This window comes from Rhizobium sp. CFBP 13644 (assembly GCF_014842165.1).
Lineage (GTDB): Bacteria > Pseudomonadota > Alphaproteobacteria > Rhizobiales > Rhizobiaceae > Agrobacterium > Agrobacterium tumefaciens_C.
Genome location: NZ_JACYVF010000002.1, coordinates 287,825 through 314,279, shown reverse-complemented (window position 1 = coordinate 314,279; position 26,455 = coordinate 287,825). Strand labels below are relative to the sequence as shown.

Below are 26,455 nucleotides of genomic sequence, written 5' to 3'. Positions count from 1 at the left end.
CTTTTTCAGAAGCGATATTTGCCATGATCTTAAACCTTCTCGACTTCCGGACGGCCCAGAATACCGGTCGGCTTGAAAATCAGCACGAATGCGAGGATGGCGAACGCCGCAACATCCTTGTAGGCGATGGAGAAATACGCCGACCATAGGCTCTCAATAAGTCCGATCAGCAACCCACCGAGCACCGCACCGGGCAGCGAACCAATGCCACCGAGAACAGCGGCGGTAAACGCCTTCACACCTGGAATGAAGCCATCGTTGAAGGATGCAACACCGTAATACATCAGATACATGGAGCCTGCGACTGCGGCGAGTGCGGCACCCATGACGAAGGTGATGGAGATCGTCCGGTCGACGTCAACGCCCAGAAGTGCAGCCATCTTGCGGTCCTGCTCGGTTGCGCGCTGCGCACGGCCAAGAGGCGTCTTGTTGACGATATACCAGAAGGCAAGCAGCAGGACGGACGTGATCACAACGATCAGCAACTGCTTCAGCGAAATCGTGATGGCGCCGAAATGGTAGACATCCGTCACCAGCGTCGGGATCGGCTTGTTGCGCGGGCCCTGCGTGACCTGAATGAAGTTGGACAGTGCAATCGACATGCCGATGGCGGTAATCAGCGGCGCAAGGCGGAATGAGCCGCGCAGCGGGCGATAGGCCACACGTTCAATCGCCCAGTTCCACAGGCCGGTCATCAGCATCGCGACGACCATCATGACCAGAAGAAGGATCGCGACCGGAATACCGGCAAAAAACGATGTGAGAATAAGGAAGACGATCAATGCAGCGAAGCCGCCAAGCATGAAGATATCGCCATGGGCGAAGTTGATCATGCCGATAATGCCGTAAACCATCGTATAGCCGATAGCGATGAGGCCATAGATCGAGCCAAGAGTCAGCCCGTTTATGAGCTGCTGGACGAAGTACTCCATATCTTTCCCCCGGACCTATTCTCTGCGAAACAGGTCTCGTTATGTTGCTTCCGGGGGCTGCATTTTTTGTCCCCCTTGTCTAAAACCCATATCGCGTTCGAAAAAAATGTGAAGTCAAAAATCTGTAAAACAGCTTATTATTTGGAATTTCCCCAGTGAATGCCTGACGAAGCTCCACAACGGTCAGAATTTCAGCATGAGATGCCGCAAAAAACAGCTGACGCCCGTCAATTCCACGCAAAGCATCATCATTTCCAGAAATGAACGGCACGTTCCTTGCGTTGTAAACCGGGCTCGAAAAGCTTATGTCGTCTCTGCTAGGGACAGCGTCTACGATGTCTAGGGGACTTCAATGCTCGATATTTTAACCGCAGCCACCTTGATGGCTGGCAGAGAGATCATGGCGGTCCATGCCGCCGGTCCGCACGTCACCTACAAGAACGACTGTTCCCCCGTGACCGAAGCCGATCAACGGGCAGAAGACATTATCCTTGATGCACTGGCACAGCACTTTCCCGATATTCCCGTGATTGCAGAAGAGGCGGCGGCCCACGGCATTGTCCCGCAGACACGAAACGAGTTTTTCCTTGTCGATCCGCTGGATGGCACCAAGGAGTTCATTTCCGGCAAGCAGGATTTTACCGTCAACATCGCGCTGGTGCGTGACGGCACACCGGTTCTGGGCGTCGTCTATGCACCGGCCCTCAAGGTCCTTTGGACAGGAGACGGTGAGACGGCCTGCAAGGTCCATGTCTCGGATGCGTTTGAAGAGATGGATGTGCGCAGGGTTCGCTGCCGCGCCAAGCCGACAATCCCCATTGCCGTCATCAGCCGTTCGCACTGCACGCCGAAAACCGAAGCCTTTGTGGCAGAGCATGGCTTGATCGACAGCATATCCATTGGCTCCTCGCTGAAATTCTGCATGCTGGCCGAGGGTGCGGCCGATGTGTATCCGCGCTTCAGCCGCACCATGATGTGGGATACAGCCGCTGGCGATGCCGTATTACGGGCTGCCGGTGGCATCACGCTGGATATGGCCGGTCATCCCTTGCGCTATGAGATCACCGACGGAACCGAAGACGCGCTTGCCAACCCGGATTTCATTGCCTGGGGTGCAATGCCCTGAGGGCTCGGGCGCGGTCGGCCTTCATCAAAAATATTTTCGGTTTTTTCTCAATGGCACCTTCCACGGCCGCACAATCTCTCGCGCAACGGAGATTGAGCCATGACAGAACAGACAACGAGACTTGAACTGCCTTATATTCTGCCTTCCCAGGCGCAGAAGCACATCACCCACAACGAGGCCCTGCAAAGGCTCGATGCCATCACCCAACTGGTCATCCGCACAGAAGCGGCAGAACCGCCGCCAACGCCTGCGGAAGGCGACTGCTTTCTCATATCCCCCTCTCCCACAGGCGAATGGACCGGCAAAGCCGGGAAGCTGGCTTTCCGGCAAGATGGTGCGTGGATCTATGTCACCCCGCAAGACGGTTGGCGCGCATGGTTTCTGGAAAGCATGGGCCTCAAGGCTTTGCAAAACGGTGCATGGCAGGCGATTGCGATGCCGGGCGTTGCCAGCTTTGAGCAATTGGGCGTGAATGCCACCGCTGACGACACAAACCGGCTGGCCGTGGCGGCAGCAGCCACACTCTTCACCAATGCAGCATCGGGCGGTGGGCACCAGATAAAGGTCAACAAGGCGACGGCGGCTGACACGGCTTCATTGCTGTTTCAGTCCAACTGGAGCGGCAGGGCCGAAATGGGACTGGCTGGCAATGACAGTTTCACCATCAAAACCTCCGCAGATGGCGCAACATGGACAACCGCGCTTTCCGTTTCTGGCGCTGGCCACGTTTCCATGCCCGCAAGACCGCTGGTGCGCGCCGGGCGAGCAAGCGGCAATATTTCCCATGCGGCAGGCTCAGTCTCGGGCTTCACAACCCTTGGCATCCAGCAGGGAGGCTTTGCGCTTGGCAATGTCGTGGTTGATACGCTGAAAGAAGTTCGGGTTCCCGTCACCGGCATCTACGCGCTGACACTGTCACTCGCCGTCGTCTCATCCTCTGGCCACACAGTCACCGTCAGGATCAACGGTACGGCAAGTTCTTTTGCGCTGAACGGGACGACCTCCGCCGCAGAAAGCCTGCAATCGGCCACCTTCCTCGTTTCACTCACCGTAAATGACCGCTTGTCGCTCGCTCACAGCGGCACATGCCAACTGGCCTATGGGGTGGGAAAGACTGAAATGAGCTTGGCTATGCTCTGACGCATTTCCCAACACCTGCCGCCGGCTCAAGGTCGGGGGCAGGTGAACCTGCCCATGAGCGTCTGGACCCGGCCTTCCAAGACGCGACATCACGGGATTCACGCCAAAATACTTATATTATAAATTCCTCACGAAATGAGATTCATAAAAAATGGCAGAAAAAGCGACAAAATGAATTTTTCTTTTGGGCGCAAGAATCCAGCAAAGCTCGAACAAATCAGGCGAAACCATTCAAATTCTTAACAAATTCTCTCAAGCAGCTTAGGTAATTTTTAAAGGTACGGTCCTAAAGTGCATCAAATATGGTCTTGAGTTTGTGTAGAGTGTCCAATGACCGAAATGATACGCCCACGAGTTAAATATGTCATCGGCCCCGATGGCAGCCCTTTGACGATTGCCGACTTGCCCCCCGCGGACACGCGCCGCTGGGTCATCAGGCGAAAAGCAGAGGTTGTCGCCGCGGTACGAGGAGGACTGTTAAGCCTCGAGGAAGCCTGCGAACGATATACGCTGACAGTAGAGGAATTCCTCTCCTGGCAGTCATCCATCAGCGACCACGGCCTTGCAGGTCTGCGCACCACGCGTATCCAGCAATACCGCCACTAGTTTGCGCCGTCTTCTTTTAGAGGGCGTCATCGACAGGATCAAGCGTCACCATTCCCTGAAATGAAGGGGAATGCGTGGCGCTGATTTGTTTTGGAAGCACAGGTTAGCCGAGAGCAATTTCCCGCTCTTGGCGATGTCGGACTTAGACCTGGCTCAGAACCAGACGTCCGTCACGGTTCGCCCATCAGACGGCAAATCCTTGTGGCTTTGCAAACCCTCATACCGGACGAGCGGAATATCAGCGACGTCGGCAGGCTCAGCCAGCCGCAAATTCACGGCAACCCTGACGCGCCCATCCTCCTCCGCTTTCGTTCTGCGCCATGAGACCAGATTGCCGCAGGTTTTGCAGTATCTGAACGACAGAACATTCGATTCGCGCTGATAGCCGACGAGCTGTTCATGCGGATCTTCTATTGAAATTCCGTGACCGTCATAGTCATAAGCCCACAGAACGCCGTAACGGCGACAGGCGGTACAGTTGCAGATCGTTGCATCTGGAATCTCGCCGCGAAATTCCCAATTCACCCGCCCGCACAGACATGATCCGCGCGTTATTTTTTGCGCCTTCACCACTCCTGCTAAGTCTTTCATTGGCCGGACCTCCCTTTGTTACAGTTTGTAACCGATCCCTGCCGCCAAATCACGGCGCATAAAAAAACCGCCCCCGAGGGAGCGGTGATTTTTCGTGTCGTTCAAGACAATTAGCGCCGGACATCCAATGACGTTCCGACGACATAGGCAAACGTCAGCCATTGAAAGCAGCCTCCTGATCCACTGGCCACCGTCAATGAAGACGTTAATTTCGAAGCCTCCTCACGCGCGAGCGCGAATAGCAACGTCTCGTGTTTCAAGCGCGGTCGCCCGCTCGAATTCAGCCTGGACTTCTTCCAGAACGGCTTCGGCGGCTTCTTCCTGCATCTTCAGTTCGCGGATGGAAACCTGAAGATTATCTGCGCGCTGGCGTGCAGCCTTGGCAAAGGTCGGATAGGCGAAATGTGTCGGATCGGTGATTCCTGATTTGCTCTCCTCCAGAGAAATCTGATGGACCAATTCCTTGGCCATTCGTTCGAATTCGGACATCATCATCTGCAACTGCTGCAACTGACGACGTTTTTCGTTGACCTGAAATTCCTTCAGGCGAACTAGGCTGTCACGCGACTTCATACGCAATACTCCGTGGATAGCGAGACCCCGGTAAAAACTGGAACCGACCCTTCACCCAGGCATGTGCCGGAATGATTCTTAAAAGTTACCCAACGTTAATAAAAAATCGACGCTGTTAACCTTTCGTTTACGGGCATCGTTAATGATAAGGCAGATCATTTAAAGGTCGGTAAACGCCAAGCCCGAAAAAACACGGGAACGACAATGTAGGAGTCGATTGAGTCACTTAACGGGATCTGTTCACGTTATGATTCAATTTTGGTGATGCGGATTCGCGTTGAAAAACAGTAGTCTGGAACCAGATTTTAATAAATTCTTCGCACCTTGCCAAAGGTAATTAGAATTTGTTAACCATTTGGTGGCAGCCTGCAAATCAGGCAACGACTGGATCCGTATCGCGCAAAAGGCAATCATTTACCTTCCGCGGCGGCAAAGGGGATAATTATGCGGGTTCTACTAATCGAAGACGACAGCGCAACAGCTCAGAGCATTGAGCTGATGCTGAAGTCGGAAAGTTTCAATGTCTATACGACCGATCTTGGAGAGGAAGGTGTAGATCTTGGAAAACTCTACGATTACGACATCATTCTGCTCGACCTCAACCTGCCCGACATGTCTGGCTACGAGGTTCTGAGAACGCTTCGCCTGTCCAAGGTAAAGACCCCGATCCTGATTCTCTCAGGCATGGCGGGTATTGAAGACAAGGTTCGCGGCCTTGGCTTTGGCGCCGACGACTATATGACGAAGCCTTTCCACAAGGATGAGCTCGTCGCTCGCATTCACGCTATCGTTCGTCGCTCCAAGGGACATGCCCAGTCGGTCATCTCCACGGGCGAGCTGATCGTCAATCTGGATGCCAAGACTGTGGAAGTCGGCGGCCAGCGCGTTCACCTGACGGGCAAGGAATACCAGATGCTGGAGCTTCTTTCGCTTCGCAAGGGTACGACGCTTACCAAGGAAATGTTCCTCAACCATCTCTATGGCGGCATGGATGAGCCTGAACTGAAAATCATCGACGTTTTCATCTGCAAGCTGCGCAAGAAGCTGGCAAACGCTGCAGGCGGCGCGAACTACATCGAAACCGTCTGGGGCCGTGGATACGTTCTGCGCGAGCCGGATGGCGCGACGGAATATCTCGAAACCGCTTGATTACGCCCGCAGGCATGATCCCTGAAAACCGCCCTCAGAGGCGGTTTTTCTCGTTTTTGGAGTAAGCATTCAGCGCAATTACCTTCGGTGAGTGGAACGATGACTTTGAGAATCAGAGACGCCCTGCCGTCCGACGCTTCAAGCCTTGCCGCGATTTCACTGGAAGTCTGGATTGGCACCTATCTGCGCCGTGGCGTGAACGCATTCTTTGCCGATTACGCGCTCAGCGAATTCACCTCGGAAAAATTCGAAGCAATCCTTGGCAGCGTTAACGACCATCTCATCGTTTCCGAAAACGAGGATGGCATCGACGGCTTTATAAGGGTTTCCTTTAAGAGCCGCGCGCCGTCCGCAAGCAAGACACAGACTGAGATCAAGACGCTTTATGTCCAGCCGAGGCACCATGGCAAGGGCATAGGCAAGCGCCTTATGCAAGCAGCCCTGGCAATATGTGCTGCCAAAGAGATCGAAACCGTGTGGTTGTCGGTCAATTCCGAAAATAGCGCCGCGCTGGAATTTTACAGGGCCAACGGATTTGTGATGACTGGCCAAACGCACTTTCGCATCGACAATCAGGCCTACCTGAACGCGGTGATGGAGTGCCGGACTAGATAATGTGAAACAGAACAACCGGGCAGCGCAGGGCCGCCCGGTTCGAATTATCACATGCGCAAGGTATTTAAGCGGCTTCCAGCATGGATGCAGTGAAGACGATACGGTCTTCATGCGCTTCATAGCCAATTTTCATGCCGGCTTCTTCAGCCATCAGCAGCGTGTAGTAAGGCTGCACGGAATGTGCATCGATCGCCTCTTCTTCTGTACCCTGCGAAATCGCGGCAAACTTGGCCGGAACGCGCATCATGCGGCCTTTGACGGTGATTTCGAATCGCGCATCGGTTTCAGGGTTTTCCAGAACGATATCGACATTGCCCCCACGTGGAATGGCGCTATAGGCCACGAGGAAGAGATTGAGCAGCATCTTCACGCGGTTCTTCGGAATGATGGCGCGTGGGCCTGTCCAGCTTACCTCGGCCTTCTTTTCAGCGGCGGCGAAGTCCTTGGCAGCCTTTTCGGCCTCGCCCGTATCGATGGACGCTCCGGCTGAACCGGATGCACCGAATGCCAGACGGGCGAATTTGAGGCGGACCGAGGCATTGAGCGCCGAGGTACGGATCAGGTCCAGCGCGTCTTCGTCCGAACCGCCCTCATCCAGCAGCTCCAGCCCGTTGTTGATTGCACCAACAGGCGAAATCACATCATGGCAGACGCGACTGCACAGCAGCGCCGCAAGATCGGGGCCGGACAGCGTCAGATTCGGTTTGCTCGTCATAAAATTTTCTCCTGCGCAAGGCTGCGCGGACGGTGTGGAAATTATTAAGCCATAATGACACCATATTTGGTAAACCGATTGTTAATATCATGGTTTCAAAATGCCAAATGTCTTAACAGGGCAAAACGAACGAAACAGACGGACGGAATTGAAGATGCGACTGACTGAACTCCGCACCATCGCACGCCTCGGACTCTTCAGAATTTTCTTGGCGTTCACGAGCCTTTTCGTGTGTGCCGCGCAAGCCTCTGCCCAAAGCAGCGACCAATATTCCCTACAGGAAATTGTTGACGCCGGACATGGGTTCTTTGGCGAAACGACGGGCGGACTAGCCAAGGTCGTTGAACGTGCATTCCAGCAATATGGCCTGCCCAATGGTTATATTCTGGGTCAGGAAGGCTCAGGCGCGTTCGTCGCAGGCCTGACCTATGGCGAAGGCCAGCTCTACACCAAGAATGCCGGTCAGCACCCCGTGTTCTGGCAGGGCCCCTCGCTCGGTCTGGACTATGGTGGCCAAGGCACACGCGCCATGATGCTTGTCTATAACCTGCCTGCGGTGAACTCTCTGTACCGCCGTTATGGTGGCGTCAGCGGTTCCGCTTTCATCGTTGCTGGCGTGGGCATGACCGTGTTGAAAAACAGCGATGTGACCATTGCGCCAATCAGAACCGGTATCGGCGCCCGTCTTGGCATCAATGTCGGCTACCTGAAACTGACCCCACAGCCGACGTGGAACCCGTTCTGAGTGGCATGTCTGTGCGACTGGCATCAATGTCGCCGCACCTGGTATAAGGCCTGACGCAAGATTGGCGTGCAAGACATAGCGCCGATGGAATAGACCGGGATATGAACGACCTAGACGGTTTCCGGCACTGTATTTCGTATGGAGACACGCTGCGTGATCGAGTACTCACTTCTTTTCGGCCTGGGTTTTCTCACCGCCATTCTCCTAGTGTCGCTGATGGCACCCGCGATCCATCGCCGCATCGTCGTTTATACGGAAAAGCGCCTGCGCGCCACGATGCCGATCAGCCCGCAGGAAGTGCGTGCGCAAAAGGACATGGCCCGCGCTTTATACGCGGCAGAAAATGCCCGCACCCGCCAGGAACTGGATGCCGAGCGCGAAAAGGCTCTTTCCCTCAAATTCCGCAATGCAGGGGCCTTGGATGAAGCCGGCAAGCTGCTGAACGAAACCCGTGAGCTGACATCCGAGCTGGAACAGATGCGGCTGGAAGCCAGCGATCTGCGCGCCAAAGCGCGTCGGCATGAAGATACGGCAGCCCGGCTGAAATCAGCTTTGAGCGACGCCGAGGAAACCGCCATTTCCCGCACGCAGGAAATCTCAGGCCTCACCAAGCGCATCAGCGCCATTTCCCGCGAATTTGACGATCTGAAGATCGCCCTGTCTGCCAGGGATCTCGAAGTTGAACAAGCGAGGCATAAAGCCGCCTCGTGGCGTAATGAGCGGGAAGCGCTGACGAAGGAACTTGATGAAGTAACCTCCAGAAACCGCGAACTGTCCAGCAATGTTAACCGCGAAAGCCGCAAGGTCGCGCGGCTGGAAGAGCAGCTCGCCCAGGAAGCCGCGCGCCACGCCGACAAGGAGCTGCTGCTAGAGCGCCGCACACAGGAAGCTGCAAGGCTGAAGGCGCTCATGGAAAACACCTCAAAGCCTGCAGCCCCGGAACCAACTGTGGTTGCCGCAGCCGCAGCCGTTGTGGCACCAAGCACCAAAGCAGCCTCACCGGAGAAGATCGCCCGCGAAATCGAGGATATTCGCAACCAGGGCACGGCTTTGACCGAGCGATTGCTCAACAGCCGAGGCAGCGGCAATGACGAAGCGATTCGCCGGGAAATCTCGCAGATCGCCGCACGCATGATCGCGCTGACCATGGCTCAGGAAGGCAGCGCCTCTCCCATCCCATCCATGATCGCTGCGGCATCCAGCCAAACGGGTCGTAAGAACCTGGCAAGCCGCGCCAGCGACCTTGTGGCTCAACAAAACAGCTGACCGCTTTGACCTCTCGAAGAAAAATCGAGATTGTTCGCATTAAAAATAACAACGGATAAAATTGTAGCTATCTGTTTAAAGCCCCTGAAAAGCCCGCCCTGTAATGTCGTCATCACTGGCCCAGACGCAAAGCCTCTGGCGCCGACAGAACAAAGTGGACAAGACCGGCACCAAGCTGGCCGACGCAAAAACGGGGTATGACAATGCTGAAGAAACTCTTTGCTGCCGCCATCTGTGGCATCGTTATCGCGTCTGTTGCAAGCCACGCTGAAGCGGCAGGCCCCGGCGGATTTGCCCGCGGATTTATGTCTATCGAACGAAACGTCGTTGCAGCTGTCGCGCCTGTTGGCAGCGCCTGCACGCTCGATCTGGCGGCCTCTCAGATGAGATCAGCACTGGATGATTATTTCGCTGGGTTCGATCAGTCGCTAGCGGCCAACTGACCACGCATTTTTGAAAACATGACCAACTTGCCGCCGTTTCCTCATGGAACCGGCGGTTTTTTTCTTTCTGCAACGGCTATGCCTGTCAGCGTCAGCAGCAAGGCAATCAGCTGGTAGGGGTGCAGTATCTCTCCAAGGATGAGCACAGACAAAAACGTGCCAAATACCGGGATGAGATTGATGAAAAGCCCCGCACGGTTGGGCCCGATACGCTCAACACCCATGATGAAGAAGATCTGCGCGACGAGAGACGCAAACAGCGCGGTGTAAACCGTTATCACCCAGCCTTTTGCGTCCGGCCACTGGGCCGCCTCCTGCGAAACTTCCCACAACAGCAGCGGAACCGACGACACCAAGGCGGCCATGGCCGGAATAGCCATCAGCGTGCGCCAGTTAACAACAGGCTTCCAGCGCAACATCACGGTATAGATGGCATAGGACAGAACCGCGAGAAGCATGATGGCGTCGCCAATGTTCATGTCGAGGTGCAACAGTGACAAGAGGTCACCGTGGGAGGCAAGAAGCGACACACCCGTAATGGTCAAAATGAAACCGATGATCTGGCCCGCGAAAATCCGCGTGCGGAATAGCGCGAAGTTCAGCGCAAATATGACCATGGGAATGCCAGCCTGAATGACGGCAACATTGATGGCCGATGTATGTTTCAGCGCGGTGTAGAGCGTGGCGTTAAAACATGTGTAGCCCACTGCACCCAAAGCGAAAAAATAGGGCAGCCGCGTTTTTACAACCGGCCAGTCGCGGCGCAGGTGCGGCAGGGATATTGCAGTTATCACGGCGACAGCTATGGCCCACCGCAGAAATGTCAGAACCATAGGGCTGACATGTCCAACCGCCAGCTTTCCCGCCACGGCGTTACCGCCCCAGCACAGTGTGGCAATGATCAAAACGAGATAGGCTCTGGATGACACGGAATTTCGACTTTCAGATCAACAACCGCCGCTGTTCTGCACCGCCGATTCGCGTTCCGCAAGGAGGGATCGGGACAAGGATAGCGCCCCGAAACCGAATTGTGCCGGAAAAACAAGGATTCTCCCCATAAACAGGGTCGCTTTCCGCAAAACAACGCAGTATACATTCGCGGGTTTTAGTAAGGGGCGTTTCAGCGCCAGGAGCAGGAAAGCAAGAAATGACGAATGTCGTGGTGGTCGGCTCGCAGTGGGGCGATGAAGGCAAGGGTAAGATCGTTGATTGGCTTTCGGAGCGCGCAGACGTCGTCGTGCGCTACCAGGGTGGTCATAACGCAGGTCATACGCTCGTCATTGATGGCGTCAGCTATAAGTTGTCGCTTTTGCCCTCTGGCGTGGTGCGCCCCGGCAAGCTCGCCGTTATCGGCAACGGCGTCGTCGTTGACCCGCACGCGCTGATCGCAGAAATCGGACGTCTGGACGCTCAGGGTGTGAAGGTCACGCCGCAGAACCTGCGGATTGCCGACAACGCAACCCTTATCCTCTCGCTGCACCGCGAGCTGGATGGCATGCGCGAAGACGCCGCCTCCAACAGCGGCACCAAGATTGGCACGACCCGTCGCGGTATCGGCCCGGCTTACGAAGACAAGGTTGGCCGCCGCGCCATCCGCGTCATGGATCTGGAAGACAAGGACGCTCTTTCCGCCAAGGTCGACCGTATTCTGACCCACCACAATGCGCTTCGTCGTGGCTTCGGCGCAGCGGAAGTCTCTCATGAAACCATCATGGAAGAGCTGACATCGGTCGCAGACAAGATCCTGCCGTTCAGCGAAACCGTATGGCTTCTGCTCGACAAGAAGCGCCGCGCTGGCGAACGCATCCTGTTTGAAGGTGCGCAGGGCTCGCTGCTCGATATCGACCACGGCACATATCCCTATGTCACCTCGTCCAACACGGTGGCTGGTCAAGCCTCTGCAGGTTCGGGCATGGGTCCGGGCTCGCTCGGCTACATTCTCGGTATCACCAAAGCCTATACGACACGCGTTGGCGAAGGCCCCTTCCCCACTGAACTGCACGATGAAATCGGCCAGTTCCTCGGCGAAAAAGGCCACGAGTTCGGCACCGTAACAGGCCGCAAGCGCCGTTGCGGCTGGTTTGACGCTGCACTGGTTCGCCAGTCTGTTGCTACCAATGGCATCACCGGCATTGCGCTGACGAAGCTAGATGTTCTCGACGGTCTCGAAGAATTGAAGATCTGCGTCGGCTACAAGCTGGACGGTCAGGAGATCGAGCATCTTCCGGCAAGTCAGGGCGCGCAGGCACGCGTCGAGCCCATCTACATCACACTTGAAGGTTGGAAAGAATCTACGGTCGGTGCCCGTAAATGGGCGGATTTGCCTGCTCAAGCTATCAAATATGTCCGCCAGGTCGAAGAGTTGATCGGAGCGCCTGTTGCGCTTCTATCCACCAGCCCCGAGCGGGATGACACCATACTTGTGACTGATCCGTTTGAGGACTAATGTCCTCAACGATCATGTTTGATAAACCATATCAGGCCAGAACGTCATTGGCCTCGACGAGAAAGTGCTTATGGCGGATTTTGTAGCAGTCATTCGCAAGGCCGTGGATGGCTTGGCGAACAATACTCCTGAAAACCGGGCAAAGGTGTACGACAAAGCGCGGAGCGCTGTCGTGCGCCAGCTTGAGAACATGAAGCCGCGTCCACCCGAAGAACTGCTAAAGCGGCAGATTCTGAAGCTGGACACGGCCATTGCCGAGGTTGAAGGTGACTACGCCGAGGCGCTTCCCGCCGTTGAGGACGATGAAGATTACGCCGAAGCGGTGGCAGCACCCGTTGCTGCCCCGCCAACGCCTGATGTCTCCTCACCCTATTATGAGGAAACCGTCGCCGAGGAGCAGCGTGCCTATGAGGAGCCCGCAGCTCCAGAAGAGCAGCCGGTTTACGCACCGGTAGAGCCCGCTCCCGTTGAGCCCGAAACATATCACGACGAACCGGAAGCCCAAGAGCGCTATGCCGAGCCGGTCGATGACTATGCGAGCCGTGAACCGGAAGCGCCGACCTATTTCACGACGGCCACGGAAGTAACACGCTTCACCCCGCCTCAAGTTGAGGTTGAGCCTGTTGCTGCCGAAGCGGAAGATCACGCCCACCAGAACTGGGTTGGACAGGATACGCCTGCCGACGATCGTGAAACCTATCCGCATGAAGACACACTTCATCAGGCGGACGAAGACCTTCACCGGGAACCGGCCCGCCCTTCGGATGACAGCGATGTCTTCCACGCCAATATTGCGCAGCCCTATGATGCTAGCTACTCCTCCCCGTCACCCTATTATCAGGATGCCGTCGCAGAGGATCAGCGGGTTGAGACGCGCCATGACGAGATCCACTTTGGCGAGGCTCCGACCTTTGCCGATGAAGATCAGCGGCATCAAGACCAGCAGACGAGTGCACCAAAGCAGCCCCCTGCTGTCGTCGAAGATTACTCCACCTATTTCCAGGACACATCGCTTGACCTGACGGCAAAATCCACCCCAGGCCTGCCGCGCGCCGATGAAGATCCTTTCGCACCACAGACGCCTAAGAAGGACGATGCGGAGCGTACCCCATGGGACGATCTGGAAGAGCTGATCGGCTATGACGGAACGTCGGGCAACGTATCGAACAACGCCAGAAACGATGATTTCAGCTCAGGCATCGCGGCCGATGGCATCCCGGCGTCTGCTTACAGAACGCAGAAAAAACGCAAGCGCAACTATTCGGGCATGGTTCTTGGCCTGTGCGGCGTCGTGCTTTTGGCAGGCGGCGCCTATGCTCTTTGGACCAATCGCGATGCGCTGAACGACATGGTCGGCGGCCTTGTACAGTCGGCTCAGAACGGCACAGGCACGGCAACGCAAACGCCGACAGAAACGGCCTCCGCGCCAGCCAGCACGCCTGCAACAAGCACACCGGCGGCGCAGACCGGTACGACCGGCCAGCAGCCAGCGTCATCCACCGCACCGCAGGCAGCTGATGATGGCTCTGTTACGGGCACGAAATACACACAGCGTCTTCTTGCTGATGGCACCGAAAAGGATGATGGCGCAGGCCCTGGAGCCAACGGCCAGCCAGTGACCGCCGAAGGCCAGTCTGTCTACCAGCAGACCGAAGCGGCGCCTGACGCCTCCGCCCAGACGCCACCAGCGACAACGGGCGCAACAACAGCTCCAGCCGGACAGGCGCCTGCCCAACAGACAGCGGCTGCTGCCTCTGGCCATCGCATGTTCCTCTATGAGGAAGTGCTGGGCCAGACCGTGCCGACAGCCATTGAAGGCACCGTCTCATGGGGCCTGCAAAATGAAGCCGATGCGAATGGCAAGCCTTCGGCCACTGTGCAGGGTCAGATCACCATTCCAGGACGTGGCCTGAGCGCATTGATCACGTTCAAGCGCAACACAGACCCGTCGCTGCCCGCCAGCCATCTGGTCGAGATCGTCTTCTCGGTGGGTGCAGGCTTTGAAGGCGGCGCAATCGACAGCGTCCAGCGCATCGCTATGAAGAGCACGGAGCAGGATCGCGGAAACGCGCTGATTGCGGTTCCCGCCAAGATCACCGACGATTTCCACATGATTGCGCTGAACGATTTCCCAGACGCGTTGAAGACCAATCTGGAGCTGATGCGCACCCGTGACTGGATCGACATTCCGGTATCATACCGCAATGGTCGCCGCGCTTTGCTGACCCTTCAAAAGGGTGCAGATGGCAAGGCCGCATTCGACACGGCGTTGCGTGAATGGAGCGCGGCAGTTCCCGCGACCAACCAGTAACGCGCGATCATCGTCACACAATACAAAAAGGCCCCGAATGGAAACATCCGGGGCCTTTTGATTGATGGAAATAAATAGGAAGAGTGGGTTACGCGTCGACCACGCGCAACGCCTTTGCGGCTTCAAGCGCTTCTTTCTGAACGGCTTCCTGCACCTTCTCAAACGCACGAACTTCGATCTGGCGAACGCGCTCGCGGCTGATGTCGAACTCTGTGGACAAATCTTCCAACGTCACTGGCTCTTCGGAAAGACGGCGTGCTTCAAAGATGCGGCGCTCACGTTCATTCAAAACGCCCATGGCCTTCGCCAGCATGCGACGGCGCGTCTCCAGCTCATCCTGTTGGATCAGCACGGTTTCCTGGCTCTCGTGGTCATCCACCAGCCAATCCTGCCACTGGCCTGCTTCACCTTCCGCAGCCCGAATTGGCGCGTTGAGTGACGCATCGCCGTGCAGGCGACGGTTCATGGAGATGACTTCTTCCTCAGACACCTGAAGCTTGGTCGCAATCTCGGTAACGTGCTCTGGCTTCAGATCGCCTTCATCGATAGCCTGAATTTTACCCTTCAGGCGACGCAGATTGAAGAACAGGCGCTTCTGGTTCGCCGTGGTGCCCATTTTCACGAGCGACCACGAACGAAGGATATATTCCTGAATGGACGCCTTGATCCACCACATCGCATAGGTCGCAAGGCGGAAGCCGCGCTCCGGGTCGAATTTCTTGACCGCCTGCATCAAGCCCACATTGCCCTCGGAAACAACCTCGCCGATCGGAAGGCCATAGCCACGGTAGCCCATTGCGATTTTGGCAACGAGACGGAGGTGGCTGGTTACCAGTCGATGAGCTGCATCGCGGTCACCATGTTCGGCGTAGCGCTTGCCGAGCATATATTCCTCTTGCGGCTCCAGCATTGGAAACTTGCGGATCTCATCAAGATAGCGGTTCAGACCGGCTTCGCCGGCTGTAATCGATGGCAAACTGTTGCGGGCCATAAAGCACCCCCTTATCGTTGTTCCGGGCTGGCTCCCTTTTCAGGCAAACCAATTTTGCGTGTCGAACTTCGACCCCGCACGAACCCATGTACCAAATATGTATTGAAAATACGCGTTTCAAGCCGTCGCGGATCACAGCAGCGTTATAAAATTACCTGATCCGTTGCCATGCAAACGGCGCAGACATGAATTCGTTCCGCATTTTTCGCCCAGCGGCAACTCTGCGCCCACACAAAAGCAGGCGCGCTGCTCCCGCCCCGGGAGTTGCGCACCTCTATAAAGCTGAAACGTCGTTTTTCTCAGCCGCGAAGCGCCTGTGCCAGTTCTTCCATATCGTCAGGCATATCGGTTTCGAACTCCATGACCTCGCCGGTCCGTGGATGCTCGAAAGCGAGAAGATAGGCATGCAGAGCTTGCCTTGAGAACCGGTTGACCACTTCCTTCGCCTCATCAGGCAACAGGTTGGATTTGGTGCGGAAGGCGGCTCCATATTCTGGATCACCGATCAGCGGATGCCCGATATGCGCCATGTGAACGCGGATCTGGTGCGTGCGCCCGGTTTCAAGGCGGCACTCCACCAGCGAGGCAAGGCAGGTCGCGTCCGGCTTCTCGTGATAACGCTCGATCACCTCATAATGGGTGATTGCTTCGCGCGCATCATCGGTATCCTCGCGCTTGACGGCCCGCTTGGTGCGATCCGCCCCGCGCCCAAGTGCTGCATCAATCGTACCGCGCAGGGTCTTGGGACGACCCCAGACGATGGCCTTGTAGGCGCGCTCCAGCGGTCCGGTGCGGCCGTGATCGGCAAATTGTGCTGCAAGCTTGCGATGCGCATTGTCGTTCTTGGCAACGACCATGACGCCGCTGGTTTCTTTGTCCAACCGGTGAACAATGCCGGGGCGCTTGACGCCGCCAATGCCGGACAGGCTGTCACCACAATGGTGGATGAGCGCGTTGACCAGCGTGCCCGTCCAGTTGCCAGCACCGGGATGCACAACAAGGCCCGCAGGCTTCAGCAGAACGATCAGATCCTCGTCCTCATATTCCACCTCAAGCGGAATATCTTCACCCTTGGGTTCGGGATCTTCCGGCTCCGGCATGGTAATCTCGATGCGGTCGCCCGGCTGCACCTTCTTCTTCGGCTCGGTCACGGCTTTTTCATTGAGAAAAACCGCCCCCTGCTCGATGAGCGCCTTGATGCGGCTGCGTGAGAGATCGCCACCAACCTCGGCTGCCAACCACGCGTCGATACGGCCTTCGGCATCTTCGCCGGCAATCAGGACTTTCCTTGCGTCTCCGCCTTGTTTAAAGGGGTCGTTCATTCTTATTTTCCGATCACTCAACAATATCCAAGGATCCCGATGACGCAGATCGAGCAAGCCGAACAGGACGACCAGCCGCTAGACCCGGCCATGGAAAAAGTTCGCCGCAAGATGATCCGGTTGCAGATCGTGTCGGGCTCCGTGATGTTTATCAGCCTTATGGCTGTCTTCGGCGCAGTTGTCTATAAGGCCGTAGGCCCGTCCAAGACCACGGCAACAACTGCGATGACCACCGTCCCCTCGGATGCGCCGGTTGCCGCCACCGCCAGCCTGCCACAGGGCTTCACCATCGAGAACGTCTCCTTTGCCAGCGGTGACATGCTGTTTTATGGACGTCTGGCCAATGGCACACGCAAGGCGCTGGTCTTCAACGTGCAGGCAGGTCGTTTCGTGGCTGATATTACCATCGATGCAAGGTGATCTCGCGCTAACGCCAATATCGGACGCTGACGACCCTCGCATCGCGGATTTCAAAGATATCCGTGAGCGTGATCTGACGGGCAGACAGGGACGCTTCATCGTTGAGGGCACCGTCGTGCTGCGCATGTTGGCCGCAGCCCACATAGCTGGTCGTGACTTCGAGGCGGAAAGCATTCTCATTCTCGAAAACCGCCTGGCAGGCGTCGCCGATATTCTTTGCGACTTCCCATCCGATGTCCCGATCTATGTCGCCAAGGCATCGGTGCTGGATGCCATTGTTGGTTTTCATCTGCACCGGGGAATTCTGGCGCTGGGGAAGCGAAAGAGCGACCGGGACATGGGCGTGACCCTTGGTCAATTGCCGCAATCCTCGCTCGTGCTGGCCGGTTGTGGCATTTCCAATCACGATAATCTCGGCGCGATGTTTCGCAATGCTGCAGCCTTTTATGCAGATGCCGTCTTCCTGGATTCCACCTGCTGCGATCCGCTCTATCGAAAATCGCTACGTGTCTCCGTAGGCTCCGTGCTTTCGGTGCCCTATCACCGGGGTGGTGCAGCACTGCAAATGCTGGAAACCCTGGCCGCAGAAGGTTTTGATATCTGGAGCCTGTCTCCAGCGGGCATCACCGAAATCCGCCAGATCAAGGCATCGAACAGGATGGCATTGGTCATCGGCACCGAGGGCGATGGCTTGCCGCCGGATGTTCTCTCGCGGTTTCACACGGCACGCATTTCTCAGTCCCCACAGCTTGATAGTCTCAATGCGGCAACGGCTGCGGCCCTTGCGCTGTACCAGATGGCCGGTGCCATGGGTCGCGTCTGAGGCAAGGCCCAAATTTTGCCAAAACGTTAATAGCGCGCATTTGCATTAACCTTGTCTCAAAACCGACCGTTAAGATTTACAATTTAGTAATAGGCGGAACGAAAGGTTTCGCGATGCGTAGCGTATTTGTCGCTGTTTTTCTTTTGGTAGCCTTGGCTGGTTGCGCGACTGCCCCGTCGCAGATTACCAATGCCTGTGCGATTTTTGACCAGCGAGACGGCGTATTCAACAACTGGAAAAAAGATGCGCGCGCCGCCGAGCGGGAGTTCGGCGTGCCGGTTCCGGTGATGATGGCAACCATCTACACCGAATCCAGCTTCCAGCCCTATGCCCGCCCGCCCCGCAACGAGCTGTTCGGCCTCATTCCGTGGGGCCGCAAATCCACTGCCTATGGCTATGCGCAGGCGCTCGATGGCACGTGGAAAGTCTATCAGCGCGAAACAGGACGCTGGAATGCCAGCCGCACCGATTTCACCGACGCAATCCACTTCGTTGGCTGGTATCACGCCAAGAGCAACCGCCAGAACGGCATTGCGCTGAACGATCCCTACAATCTCTACCTCGCCTATTATTCCGGCCATGCCGGATATTCCAAGGGCGTGTGGCGCGACAACATCGCCATTCAAAAGGCCGCCCGCCGCTCCGCCAACATGGCCATCCGCTATGAAAAGCAGTTGCAGGACTGCGGGTATCGGTAGAACCCGTCACCCCCAGCCTAAGCAAAGCTAAGCCCACGCGAAGCGAAGGGGCCATTCACGCATAGGGCGTCATAAATGCCCTGACAGCCTCGATCTCGGTGGATCGTATTTCGTGGCCGCCCGAATGCCACTCCATGCCCACATCGCCGCCCTGCGCCTTGAAATAGTCATGCAGCTTGTTGGTCAAAGGAATTGGGCAGATCGGGTCGCGCTCTCCCGCCGTTATCAGCAGGCGGCGTGACGGTGATGCAGGTGCCGGCTTCGGCGTAAATGGAATGAGCGGATGCATCAACACGGCCGCATCAAACAGATCGGGAAACTCGATCAGCACATTGGCCAGAATATTCGCCCCGTTGGAAAAGCCCAGACCAACCACCAGCCCCGCCTCGTGGGCATCGCGGTTGGCTGTGACGAACTCCGCCATTTTCTTCGTGGCGCGATCCAGGTCGGCCAAGTCATAAACGCCTTCTGCCGTGCGGCGGAAGAAGCGGGCCGCGCCGTATTCGGACACATCACCCTGTGGCGAAACAACCGTCGCATTGGGCAACAATCGCGAACCGAAGTCGAAGAACTGGTTCTCATCACCACCCGTGCCGTGAAACACGAAAAACGCGGGCTGCCCCGGTGCACCGGGCCGCACCTTGTGGAAATAGCTATCCTTGCTCATAAAAACTCCTCAAAACAGCCTGCGGCACTGAGGCCGCAAGCGTTTCTGCTGTTTCGAACTATCAATTTTCCAGCGGCTCCAGATGCTGCTCCAGCGTGGCGCGCAGATGCGCGTGCTGGCTTGGCAGCTTCAAGGCTTCGCCCAGATGGGCCGTATCTTCGTCACGGTCAAAGCCGGGCTCGTTGGTGGCGATTTCGAAGAGAACGCCACCGGGCGTGCGGAAATAGATCGCCCAGAAGTAATCACGGTCGATCACAGGCGTGACCTGATAGCCCGTATCCATCAGCGCCTTGCGAACTTCCAGCTGCGTCTGGCGGTTATCGACCGCAAATGCGAGGTGGTGGACAGAGCCTGCACCAAGGCGCGCACCTGAGATATTCGGCATGGTTTCGATGTCGATGAAATCGGCACCATTGCCGCCGGGCATGCCGAACCGCAGAACACCGTCCTTCCGGTCAACTTCTTGATAGCCCATGAACTTCAACAGTTCTGCCGTTGCACCTTCATCCTGAAGCCGCAGCGACGCACCCTGAAAGCCACGGATCGCCTGATCTTCCCCGACGCCATTGGCGGTCCATTGCGCGCGCGCATCGTCCTTCACCTCGACCATGGCGAAACCATCACCATCAGGCCCGGCAAAATGCAGACGCTTGTTGCCGAAAGCCTCATCGGCTTTCAGACCATCGACATTGGCCTTGGCCAAACGATCCTGCCAGTAGCTAAGCGAACCTTCCGGAACGGAAAACAGCGTCGTGCCCACTTCGCCGGTACCGGGACGGCCCCGTGCAATATGCGGAAACGGGAAATAGGTCATGACAGAGCCGGGCGTACCGACCTCGTCACCATAGTAGAGGTGGTAGACGTCTGGCGCATCGAAATTGACTGTCTTCTTTACGCGGCGCAAACCCAGCGTATCGGTGAAGAAGTGGTTGTTGCCACGTGCACTCGCAGCCATGGATGTGACGTGGTGCAGGCCCTTGATCTGGTTCAACATTTTGATCCCTCAAATCTAGATGGGTGCGCGGAACAGCGTCACCCTTCGTTCATGGGCTCAAGATGGTGCAGATCATGCCGTTCGTATAGATCGAACGTTCAGAACGGATTGTGCTGAATCTGTGAACGACGCCGCAGCGTCGTTCAGCAACTGGAGCAATTGCAGCAAAAGTGGGAACCGGTTTTGCGTCCGCAATGCGTAAAACAAACAGCTTTAGCGCGACCGATCAGTGGTCGTCATTGGCACCTTTGACCCAGTAACCCGCCGTGTGAAGCGCAGTTTTCGGCAGTCCAGCCTCATCCATCAGCATTTTCTTGATGGTGCGCGCTTCAGCTTTTTCGCAGCCGACGAAAACATGGAGACCCTGATGATCGCCCCACGGATGATCACGCAGCGCCTTTTCCAGCAGGCCTGCACCGCCAGCGGCCTGGCCCTTGCGGTGCAGCCAGTTCCAGGTCACCTGCGCCTGCGAGGTGACAGGCTGCTGCTCGTTCTCATCATCAATTTCGGAGTAAACCGTCACTGTCTTGCCCGCCGGCATTTCACCAACCATGCGCAACATCACGGGCAGCGCGGTTTCGTCGCCTGCGAAGACATACGTCGCGGCATCCGGCAATTCGCCACCGGGGCCAACGATGCCAACAATATCACCGGGTGCCGCCGTTGCGCCAAAATGCGCGCCCGGCATGGCGTCTCCCTCATGCATGACGAAATCAAGATGGATCTCGCCGCGGGACCTATCGCCTGACCTGATCGTATAGACCCGTCGCGTCAGCTCATCTTCACCCTGCGGCCAGACAATGGCTCCCGTTTTTGAGAGATGTGGCCAAACCGGCTCGCGCTTCTGATCCGGCACAATGAGAATGCGGACATGCAGGCCGCCCGTCAGCAACCGCTCGATGCCGTCGTCGATGGCAATCACGACACGCCGCATTTTCGGTGTCAGATTATAGCCGCGCACCACGCGGCCACTGAACAGATTAGGCATCTCCCGCAGATCGGCGCCGTGCCCTTCCCAGCGGAAATCGAGAGACGTATCGCCGCTGAACTCCACGATATGCTCAGCCACCATCGCCTTGACAGACAGAAGAACATTTTCCGACACGCAATTGATGCGCGCCGCAAAGCGCCCGTCTGCCGCTTCAAACGTACCATTGCCGTAATCCGCCTCGAAATGCAGGGCGGAACCGGTCCGGGTCATGGTCAGGTGTTCGGCAAAATGTTCGTGAAAAGCATCGACGATGGCTGCCGGATCGGGAAGAGCGACAGATGTTTGCGCAGACAAAAAAGACACCGCGTAAATCCTTCAGATTACAGTCCGGTTATCTTTAGAGCAGCATGCGTGAAAGCGCAAAGCAGATTTTGTGATGCGGGTCACACTTTTTGCGGCAGTTGCCAATCAATCGGCTGTCTGCCACGGGAACTCAGAAATTCGTTGGCCTTGGAAAAATGGTGATTGCCGAAAAAGCCATTATGGGCAGACAGCGGCGAAGGGTGTGGGGATTTGAGTACCAGATGTTTCGTCTGGTCAACGAAGGCCGCTTTCTTCTGGGCATAGGTGCCCCAAAGCAGAAACACCACGCCTTCGCACTCGTCATTGACCCTGCGGATGATCGCGTCGGTAAACTTCTCCCACCCTTGTCCCTGATGAGAGGCGGCACGCGCTTCCTCGACCGTCAGAACGCTGTTGAGCAGCAATACGCCCTGGCGCGCCCAGCTTTCCAGAAAGCCATGCTGGACAGGTGCAATGCCAAGATCGCTCTGCAGTTCCTTGTAGATATTCACCAGCGATGGCGGCGTGCGCACGCCCGGCTGAACGGAAAAACACAGGCCGTGCGCCTGTCCCGCGCCATGATAGGGATCCTGCCCTAAAATAACGACCTTGACCGCAGGAAGCGGTGCCAGATCAAGCGCCCGAAAATATTCCGCGCCCTTGGGAAAAATCTGCTTGCCGGCATTTTTCTCGGCAAGCAGAAAATCCTTGAGCTTTTGCATGTAAGGGCTGGAAAATTCGGCTGTGAGAGCCTGCTTCCAGCTCTCATCGAGTTTCACGCCTGCGTCTACCATGGCCCTGCCCTCGCCCTGCACTCGATTTGTCGCTGCTTACTTGAACCGTTCGCCGCGCTGTAGCACTTCGATCTTGTACCCATCGGGATCGCAAATGAAGAAATATTTGGCGAATGGCGCGCCCTTATATTCCGCGTTGACGATCTTTCCAACGGTGAGGCCGGACTCTGTCAGGCGCGCATGCTCGGCATCCACATCTTCAACACTGACGGCAATGTGGCCGTAGCCATCGCCCAGTGCATAGGGCACTTCACGGCCCTTGTTGACCGTCAACTCAAGCTCGAAGTCACCTTCGGCATTGCTCAGATACACAAGCGTAAAGGTTTCGAACTCGTAACGCGCAGCCACGTCGAGGCCAAAAGCTTGGCTGTAAAAACTCACCGAACGCTTTTCGTCCAGCACCCGGACCATAGAGTGAATAAGTTTGGCCATGGTGATACCTTCTTCTTGTTTATTGGTGGCCTGCTAATCCTCGCAGGCATTAGGCAAGGCTGATAAAGGCAGAACGCGCCGGTTTCAACCCTTGAGGCCCTTTTGAGGCGGATGGCAGATAACAGCATATATGCCAACCGCCGGTCTTTTCGCACTATCATGAGCCCTGAACTCATGATACCGGCAGTCATGCGCATCCTTTATCTCTGTCTTGGCTGGCTCATGGTTGCCACCGGCATTGTCGGTGCGTTTCTGCCTGTTTTGCCAACGACGCCGTTTCTCCTCGTTGCGCTCTGGTGCTTTTCAAAGTCGTCTCCAAAGCTGGAATCATGGCTCCTGTCGCACCCAAAATTCGGGCCGTCCTTACGCAACTGGCGGGAAAAAGGCGCCATTCCACGCAAGGCCAAAATCGCCGCTGTCTCTCTGATGACAATGAGTTACGCGATTTTCTGGTTCGGAACAGAGCCGACGGCACTGCGGGCATCCATCGTGGCAGCCGTCATGCTGGGTGCTGCCCTTTTCGTCACCACCCGGCCTGACCCGTGACCCTCATCATCAACGATGCCGCGATTGCGGCAGCACATAAGGAATATGGGAAGCGGGAACGCGCCCGACAGTGCCGCCTATGCCATAGACGCGAGCAATGGTCTCGTCATTGATGGTTTGCAGCGCTGGCCCGCAGGCCGTCACCTTGCCCTCGTGCATGACGATAAGTTGATCGGCAAATTCGGCCGCGAGATTGAGATCATGCAGCACCACCAGCACCGCGCCGCCACCCTTGGCGAAATTGCGGGCGGTTTCCAGCACGGAAATCTGATGGCCGAGATCAAGGCTCGAAGTCGGCTCATCCAGAAGAAGCGCCCTCGGCTGGCCCTCTTCGACAGGGTTTGGAACCTGCGCCAGCGTTCGGGCAAACTGCACCCGCTGCTGCTCCCCACCTGACAGCAGCGTGTAGGACCGACCTTCAAAGCCTGATAACCCCACCTTTGCCAGAGCACCCCGCGCCTGTTCTTCAGGCTTCAGCGCACCTTGCGCCACCGCCCCCATGCGCACGACTTCCAGCACCGTAAAAGGGAATGACAGAACGGTGCTTTGCGGCAACACCGCCCGAACCCGCGCCAGCTGCAAAGGCGAAAACAGCTTTATATCCACGGCATTATAGGAAACGACGCCCGCATCTGCGCGCATTTCGCCCGACAGCACCTTCATCAAGGTGGATTTGCCAGCACCATTGGGACCGATAATGACGCTGAACGTGCCGGGCTGAAGCTCTATCGAGACCTCGTCCAGCAATCGACGCCCGGACCGGGTCACGCTCACATTGCGCGTTGAAATCATGACGTATTCCTCAAACCGAGACCGTTGCCACGGCCCAACAGCAGAAACAGAAACACCGGCGCGCCGATCAGCGCCGTCACCACACCGATTGGCAATTCGGCGGGTGCCGCCACTGTGCGCGCAAAACTATCCGCCAGCAGCAGCAGCCCTGCCCCGCCAATGGCGGAAGCCGGCAACAGAAAGCGGTGCGATGAGCCGATGACCAGCCGCAAAAGATGCGGCACCACAATGCCAACAAAACCAATGGAACCAGCCGCAGCAACGCTTGCGCCACAAGCGGCGGCAACGGCCACGATGACGAGGCGTTTCAGGCGCTGCACGGGAATGCCCATATGAAAGGCGGCGGCATCGCCCAAAATCAAAGCATCAAGCCCTCTAGAAACGAAGGGCATGCTGACAATGATGACGAGGAAGAACGGCAGCGTCGTCCAGATCTTGAGCGGCGTAGCGCCACCCAGCGAACCCAGGCTCCAGAAGGTAATGTCGCGCAGGGCGCGGTCATCGGCCATGAAAATCATCAGGCCCATCAAGGCCGCACTCAGCGCGGCCAGCGCGATGCCTGCCAGGATCAGAACACTGGTCGATGTCGTCCCGTTACGGGTCGCAATCATGTAGAGCAGCATCGTGTTCAGCAATCCGCCCATGAAGGCCATGAGTGGCAGGAAGTGAACGCCGAACACAACAGAAAGTGGCGCGAGCAGACTGCCACCCAACGCCAGAGCGGCGACTGCAAAAAGTGCGGCACCCGATGTGATGCCAACGAGACCGGGATCTGCCAGCGGATTTCGAAAAAGTCCCTGCATCATGGCGCCGGAAACGGCAAGGGACGCCCCGATCATCAGGCCGAGGCCGGTGCGTGGCAAGCGAACGGCTTCAAGGATCACGCGGTCACGCGGCTCCATGGTCTGCGCATGGCCGGTGAGATACAAAACAAGTTCGTGCAGCCCCACGCCTGTCGGCCCGCTGGCCAGCGACACGAAACAGGCAAAAACCAGAAACACACACAGCGCGACAAGGGTGATGGCACCCTTGCGCGACCGGTCGCCTGCAACAGGACCTGCGACTTCGCTCATAGCCAGAATGCTCACGGCTTAACAACGCCGGGGTAAAGCTTTGCGGCCAGCTCACGGCCAGCGGCGGGGGTGCGCGGACCAAAGCCGATCAGATAAAGTCCATCCATGCTGATCAGCGATTTGGACGCGGCAGCGGGTGTGGACTGGAAGGCCGGAAAGCCGAAAACTTCGTCGGGGTTGGCCGCATGGCTTCCCCGCTGCAGGGTCAGAACCACATCAGGGGCAGCCGCAATCACGGCCTCATCGGTCAGGGGCTTGTAGCCGGTGATATCCTGGGCGGCATTGACGCCGCCCGCCATCTCGATAATGGCTGCTGCTTCCGTGTCCTTGCCCGCCGCCATGATGCGACCGCCAGCGGTGGACAGAACAAACAGCACCCGCTTCTTCTTGTCTCCAACATCAGAGACGTCCTTCGCCAGAACAGCAAGGTCCGCATCAACCTGCGCTGCCAGTGCCTTCGCCTTCTCCTCCAGGCCAACGGCTGCACCGACGGCCTCGATTTTCGGCGCGATGGCTCGTCCCTCCGGTGGCGTGTCGATGGTCACCATCGGCACTTCACTCGCTTTGAGGATGCCGATCACATCCGCAGGACCGGCACCATCCTCGGACAGAATGAGATCAGGCTTTTGTGACAGAATGCCTTCAGAAGAGAGTGCCCGCATGTAACCGACATCTGGCTTTAACAGCGCATCCGCCGGATAGCTGCTGGTCGAATCCCGCGCCACAATGCGATCTCCGGCACCCAGTGCATAGAGAATTTCCGTTACAGTGCCACCCAGCGCCACAATGCGTTTCGCCTGCGGGTTGCCTGTATCGGATGCATGAACCATGATCGGGACCAGCGCCAGGAGGGCACCGAAAGCAAATGAGCGTCGAAAAAGCGGCATGTCGTCATCCTGAAAAATGCGGCGCGCTACAGCCTGCACGCCATATAAGTTGAGTTAATTACACATCTTTAAATGCCAGACAATC

At 56.9% G+C, this 26,455-nt stretch carries 29 protein-coding genes; 14 read left to right on the top strand and 15 right to left on the bottom strand.

From position 1 onward, the window contains the following. Nucleotides 1–29 precede the first annotated feature (29 nt). Nucleotides 30–932 (bottom strand): branched-chain amino acid ABC transporter permease, encoded by a 903-nt coding sequence (locus IFT53_RS06625; protein ID WP_042617454.1) that lies wholly within the window; start codon nucleotides 930–932, stop codon nucleotides 30–32. Nucleotides 933–1,284: 352 nt separating this feature from the next. On the opposite strand from IFT53_RS06625, the gene cysQ reads away from it, so the two are divergent. The 3 genes from cysQ (at nucleotide 1,285) to sciP (ending at nucleotide 3,804) form a co-directional block, all read left to right on the top strand. Further along, nucleotides 1,285–2,058, top strand: coding sequence for a 3'(2'),5'-bisphosphate nucleotidase CysQ (cysQ, locus tag IFT53_RS06620; RefSeq protein ID WP_192064319.1), 774 nt, complete (start codon nucleotides 1,285–1,287; stop codon nucleotides 2,056–2,058). A gap of 99 nt (nucleotides 2,059–2,157) precedes the next feature. Beyond that, a complete protein-coding gene (locus IFT53_RS06615) occupies nucleotides 2,158–3,198 on the top strand; it encodes a DUF2793 domain-containing protein (RefSeq protein ID WP_192064320.1) in 1,041 nt (346 codons plus the stop codon). A 330-nt stretch (nucleotides 3,199–3,528) separates the two neighbouring features. Continuing rightward, nucleotides 3,529–3,804 carry a CtrA inhibitor SciP gene (sciP, locus tag IFT53_RS06610; RefSeq protein ID WP_027675777.1) on the top strand — a complete coding sequence of 92 codons (276 nt, stop codon included), beginning with the start codon at nucleotides 3,529–3,531 and terminating at the stop codon, nucleotides 3,802–3,804. 153 nt (nucleotides 3,805–3,957) lie between these two features. Here the strand turns inward: sciP and IFT53_RS06605 are convergent, their stop codons facing one another. Together IFT53_RS06605 and IFT53_RS06600 are read right to left on the bottom strand one after the other, a co-directional pair. Next, on the bottom strand, nucleotides 3,958–4,395 hold the full coding sequence (locus tag IFT53_RS06605; protein ID WP_192064321.1) for a GFA family protein: 438 nt from the start codon (nucleotides 4,393–4,395) through the stop codon (nucleotides 3,958–3,960). 222 nt (nucleotides 4,396–4,617) lie between these two features. Next, a complete protein-coding gene (locus tag IFT53_RS06600; RefSeq protein WP_042617458.1) occupies nucleotides 4,618–4,968 on the bottom strand; it encodes a hypothetical protein in 351 nt (116 codons plus the stop codon). Nucleotides 4,969–5,412: 444 nt separating this feature from the next. Between IFT53_RS06600 and ctrA the strand changes: the two genes are divergently transcribed. Next, complete coding sequence (gene ctrA / locus IFT53_RS06595) at nucleotides 5,413–6,117, top strand: response regulator transcription factor CtrA (RefSeq protein ID WP_042617459.1); 705 nt, start codon at nucleotides 5,413–5,415, stop codon at nucleotides 6,115–6,117. 99 nt (nucleotides 6,118–6,216) lie between these two features. Further along, the gene (locus tag IFT53_RS06590) at nucleotides 6,217–6,732 is read left to right on the top strand and encodes a GNAT family N-acetyltransferase (RefSeq protein WP_192064322.1); all 516 of its coding nucleotides are present in this window, start codon (nucleotides 6,217–6,219) and stop codon (nucleotides 6,730–6,732) included. Between the two features lie 64 nt (nucleotides 6,733–6,796). Here IFT53_RS06590 and chpT read toward each other — a convergent pair whose 3' ends face one another. Beyond that, nucleotides 6,797–7,447: a histidine phosphotransferase ChpT gene (gene chpT, locus IFT53_RS06585; RefSeq protein WP_192064323.1), complete on the bottom strand. Its 651-nt coding sequence runs from the start codon at nucleotides 7,445–7,447 to the stop codon at nucleotides 6,797–6,799. 148 nt (nucleotides 7,448–7,595) lie between these two features. Between chpT and IFT53_RS06580 the strand changes: the two genes are divergently transcribed. From IFT53_RS06580 to IFT53_RS06570, 3 genes are all read left to right on the top strand, one after another. Beyond that, nucleotides 7,596–8,192, top strand: coding sequence for a DUF1134 domain-containing protein (locus IFT53_RS06580; protein ID WP_042617461.1), 597 nt, complete (start codon nucleotides 7,596–7,598; stop codon nucleotides 8,190–8,192). Nucleotides 8,193–8,345: 153 nt separating this feature from the next. Further along, nucleotides 8,346–9,458 carry a hypothetical protein gene (locus IFT53_RS06575; RefSeq protein WP_192064324.1) on the top strand — a complete coding sequence of 371 codons (1,113 nt, stop codon included), beginning with the start codon at nucleotides 8,346–8,348 and terminating at the stop codon, nucleotides 9,456–9,458. A gap of 203 nt (nucleotides 9,459–9,661) precedes the next feature. Further along, nucleotides 9,662–9,901 carry a hypothetical protein gene (locus IFT53_RS06570; protein WP_192064325.1) on the top strand — a complete coding sequence of 80 codons (240 nt, stop codon included), beginning with the start codon at nucleotides 9,662–9,664 and terminating at the stop codon, nucleotides 9,899–9,901. A gap of 41 nt (nucleotides 9,902–9,942) precedes the next feature. Here the strand turns inward: IFT53_RS06570 and IFT53_RS06565 are convergent, their stop codons facing one another. Next, nucleotides 9,943–10,830 carry a DMT family transporter gene (locus IFT53_RS06565; protein WP_192064326.1) on the bottom strand — a complete coding sequence of 296 codons (888 nt, stop codon included), beginning with the start codon at nucleotides 10,828–10,830 and terminating at the stop codon, nucleotides 9,943–9,945. A gap of 218 nt (nucleotides 10,831–11,048) precedes the next feature. On the opposite strand from IFT53_RS06565, the gene IFT53_RS06560 reads away from it, so the two are divergent. Both IFT53_RS06560 and IFT53_RS06555 read left to right on the top strand, forming a co-directional pair. After that, on the top strand, nucleotides 11,049–12,347 hold the full coding sequence (locus IFT53_RS06560; RefSeq protein WP_042617464.1) for an adenylosuccinate synthase: 1,299 nt from the start codon (nucleotides 11,049–11,051) through the stop codon (nucleotides 12,345–12,347). Nucleotides 12,348–12,417: 70 nt separating this feature from the next. Further along, entirely contained in the window at nucleotides 12,418–14,658 is a 2,241-nt protein-coding gene (locus IFT53_RS06555) for a hypothetical protein (protein ID WP_192064327.1), read from the top strand. Between the two features lie 88 nt (nucleotides 14,659–14,746). On the opposite strand, the gene rpoH is transcribed toward IFT53_RS06555, so the two are convergent. Together rpoH and IFT53_RS06545 are read right to left on the bottom strand one after the other, a co-directional pair. Further along, nucleotides 14,747–15,649, bottom strand: a complete 903-nt coding sequence (gene rpoH, locus IFT53_RS06550; RefSeq protein ID WP_042617466.1) for an RNA polymerase sigma factor RpoH — start codon at nucleotides 15,647–15,649, stop codon at nucleotides 14,747–14,749. Nucleotides 15,650–15,948: 299 nt separating this feature from the next. Next, nucleotides 15,949–16,971, bottom strand: coding sequence for an RluA family pseudouridine synthase (locus IFT53_RS06545; protein ID WP_192064328.1), 1,023 nt, complete (start codon nucleotides 16,969–16,971; stop codon nucleotides 15,949–15,951). A gap of 39 nt (nucleotides 16,972–17,010) precedes the next feature. Here IFT53_RS06545 and IFT53_RS06540 point away from each other — a divergent pair, with 39 nt between their 5' ends. The 3 genes from IFT53_RS06540 (at nucleotide 17,011) to IFT53_RS06530 (ending at nucleotide 18,912) form a co-directional block, all read left to right on the top strand. Beyond that, on the top strand, nucleotides 17,011–17,391 hold the full coding sequence (locus tag IFT53_RS06540; RefSeq protein WP_192064329.1) for a hypothetical protein: 381 nt from the start codon (nucleotides 17,011–17,013) through the stop codon (nucleotides 17,389–17,391). Further along, nucleotides 17,381–18,214 (top strand): TrmH family RNA methyltransferase, encoded by an 834-nt coding sequence (locus IFT53_RS06535; protein WP_192064330.1) that lies wholly within the window; start codon nucleotides 17,381–17,383, stop codon nucleotides 18,212–18,214. Before IFT53_RS06540 ends, IFT53_RS06535 begins: the two co-directional genes overlap by 11 nt. Before the next feature lie 113 nt (nucleotides 18,215–18,327). Further along, entirely contained in the window at nucleotides 18,328–18,912 is a 585-nt protein-coding gene (locus tag IFT53_RS06530) for a transglycosylase SLT domain-containing protein (protein ID WP_192064331.1), read from the top strand. A gap of 55 nt (nucleotides 18,913–18,967) precedes the next feature. Here IFT53_RS06530 and IFT53_RS06525 read toward each other — a convergent pair whose 3' ends face one another. From IFT53_RS06525 to IFT53_RS06505, 5 genes are all read right to left on the bottom strand, one after another. Beyond that, nucleotides 18,968–19,579 carry an alpha/beta hydrolase gene (locus IFT53_RS06525; RefSeq protein ID WP_192064332.1) on the bottom strand — a complete coding sequence of 204 codons (612 nt, stop codon included), beginning with the start codon at nucleotides 19,577–19,579 and terminating at the stop codon, nucleotides 18,968–18,970. 61 nt (nucleotides 19,580–19,640) lie between these two features. After that, a complete protein-coding gene (locus IFT53_RS06520; protein ID WP_192064333.1) occupies nucleotides 19,641–20,573 on the bottom strand; it encodes a VOC family protein in 933 nt (310 codons plus the stop codon). 226 nt (nucleotides 20,574–20,799) lie between these two features. Beyond that, the gene (locus IFT53_RS06515; protein WP_192064334.1) at nucleotides 20,800–21,867 is read right to left on the bottom strand and encodes a DUF2218 domain-containing protein; all 1,068 of its coding nucleotides are present in this window, start codon (nucleotides 21,865–21,867) and stop codon (nucleotides 20,800–20,802) included. Nucleotides 21,868–21,947: 80 nt separating this feature from the next. Beyond that, nucleotides 21,948–22,640: a uracil-DNA glycosylase gene (gene ung / locus IFT53_RS06510; protein ID WP_192064335.1), complete on the bottom strand. Its 693-nt coding sequence runs from the start codon at nucleotides 22,638–22,640 to the stop codon at nucleotides 21,948–21,950. Nucleotides 22,641–22,676: 36 nt separating this feature from the next. Continuing rightward, entirely contained in the window at nucleotides 22,677–23,072 is a 396-nt protein-coding gene (locus IFT53_RS06505; RefSeq protein ID WP_192064336.1) for a VOC family protein, read from the bottom strand. A gap of 189 nt (nucleotides 23,073–23,261) precedes the next feature. On the opposite strand from IFT53_RS06505, the gene IFT53_RS06500 reads away from it, so the two are divergent. Beyond that, nucleotides 23,262–23,618: a YbaN family protein gene (locus IFT53_RS06500; protein ID WP_192064485.1), complete on the top strand. Its 357-nt coding sequence runs from the start codon at nucleotides 23,262–23,264 to the stop codon at nucleotides 23,616–23,618. 9 nt (nucleotides 23,619–23,627) lie between these two features. Here IFT53_RS06500 and IFT53_RS06495 read toward each other — a convergent pair whose 3' ends face one another. Genes IFT53_RS06495 through IFT53_RS06485 form a run of 3 tightly spaced genes read right to left on the bottom strand, consistent with a single transcriptional unit; the run spans nucleotide 23,628 to nucleotide 26,370 of the window. Further along, entirely contained in the window at nucleotides 23,628–24,410 is a 783-nt protein-coding gene (locus IFT53_RS06495; RefSeq protein WP_192064337.1) for a heme ABC transporter ATP-binding protein, read from the bottom strand. Continuing rightward, entirely contained in the window at nucleotides 24,407–25,498 is a 1,092-nt protein-coding gene (locus IFT53_RS06490) for an iron chelate uptake ABC transporter family permease subunit (RefSeq protein ID WP_192064338.1), read from the bottom strand. The genes IFT53_RS06495 and IFT53_RS06490 overlap by 4 nt, the downstream gene beginning before the upstream one ends. Next, nucleotides 25,495–26,370 carry a heme/hemin ABC transporter substrate-binding protein gene (locus IFT53_RS06485; RefSeq protein ID WP_192064339.1) on the bottom strand — a complete coding sequence of 292 codons (876 nt, stop codon included), beginning with the start codon at nucleotides 26,368–26,370 and terminating at the stop codon, nucleotides 25,495–25,497. Before IFT53_RS06485 ends, IFT53_RS06490 begins: the two co-directional genes overlap by 4 nt. Nucleotides 26,371–26,455: the final 85 nt, after the last annotated feature.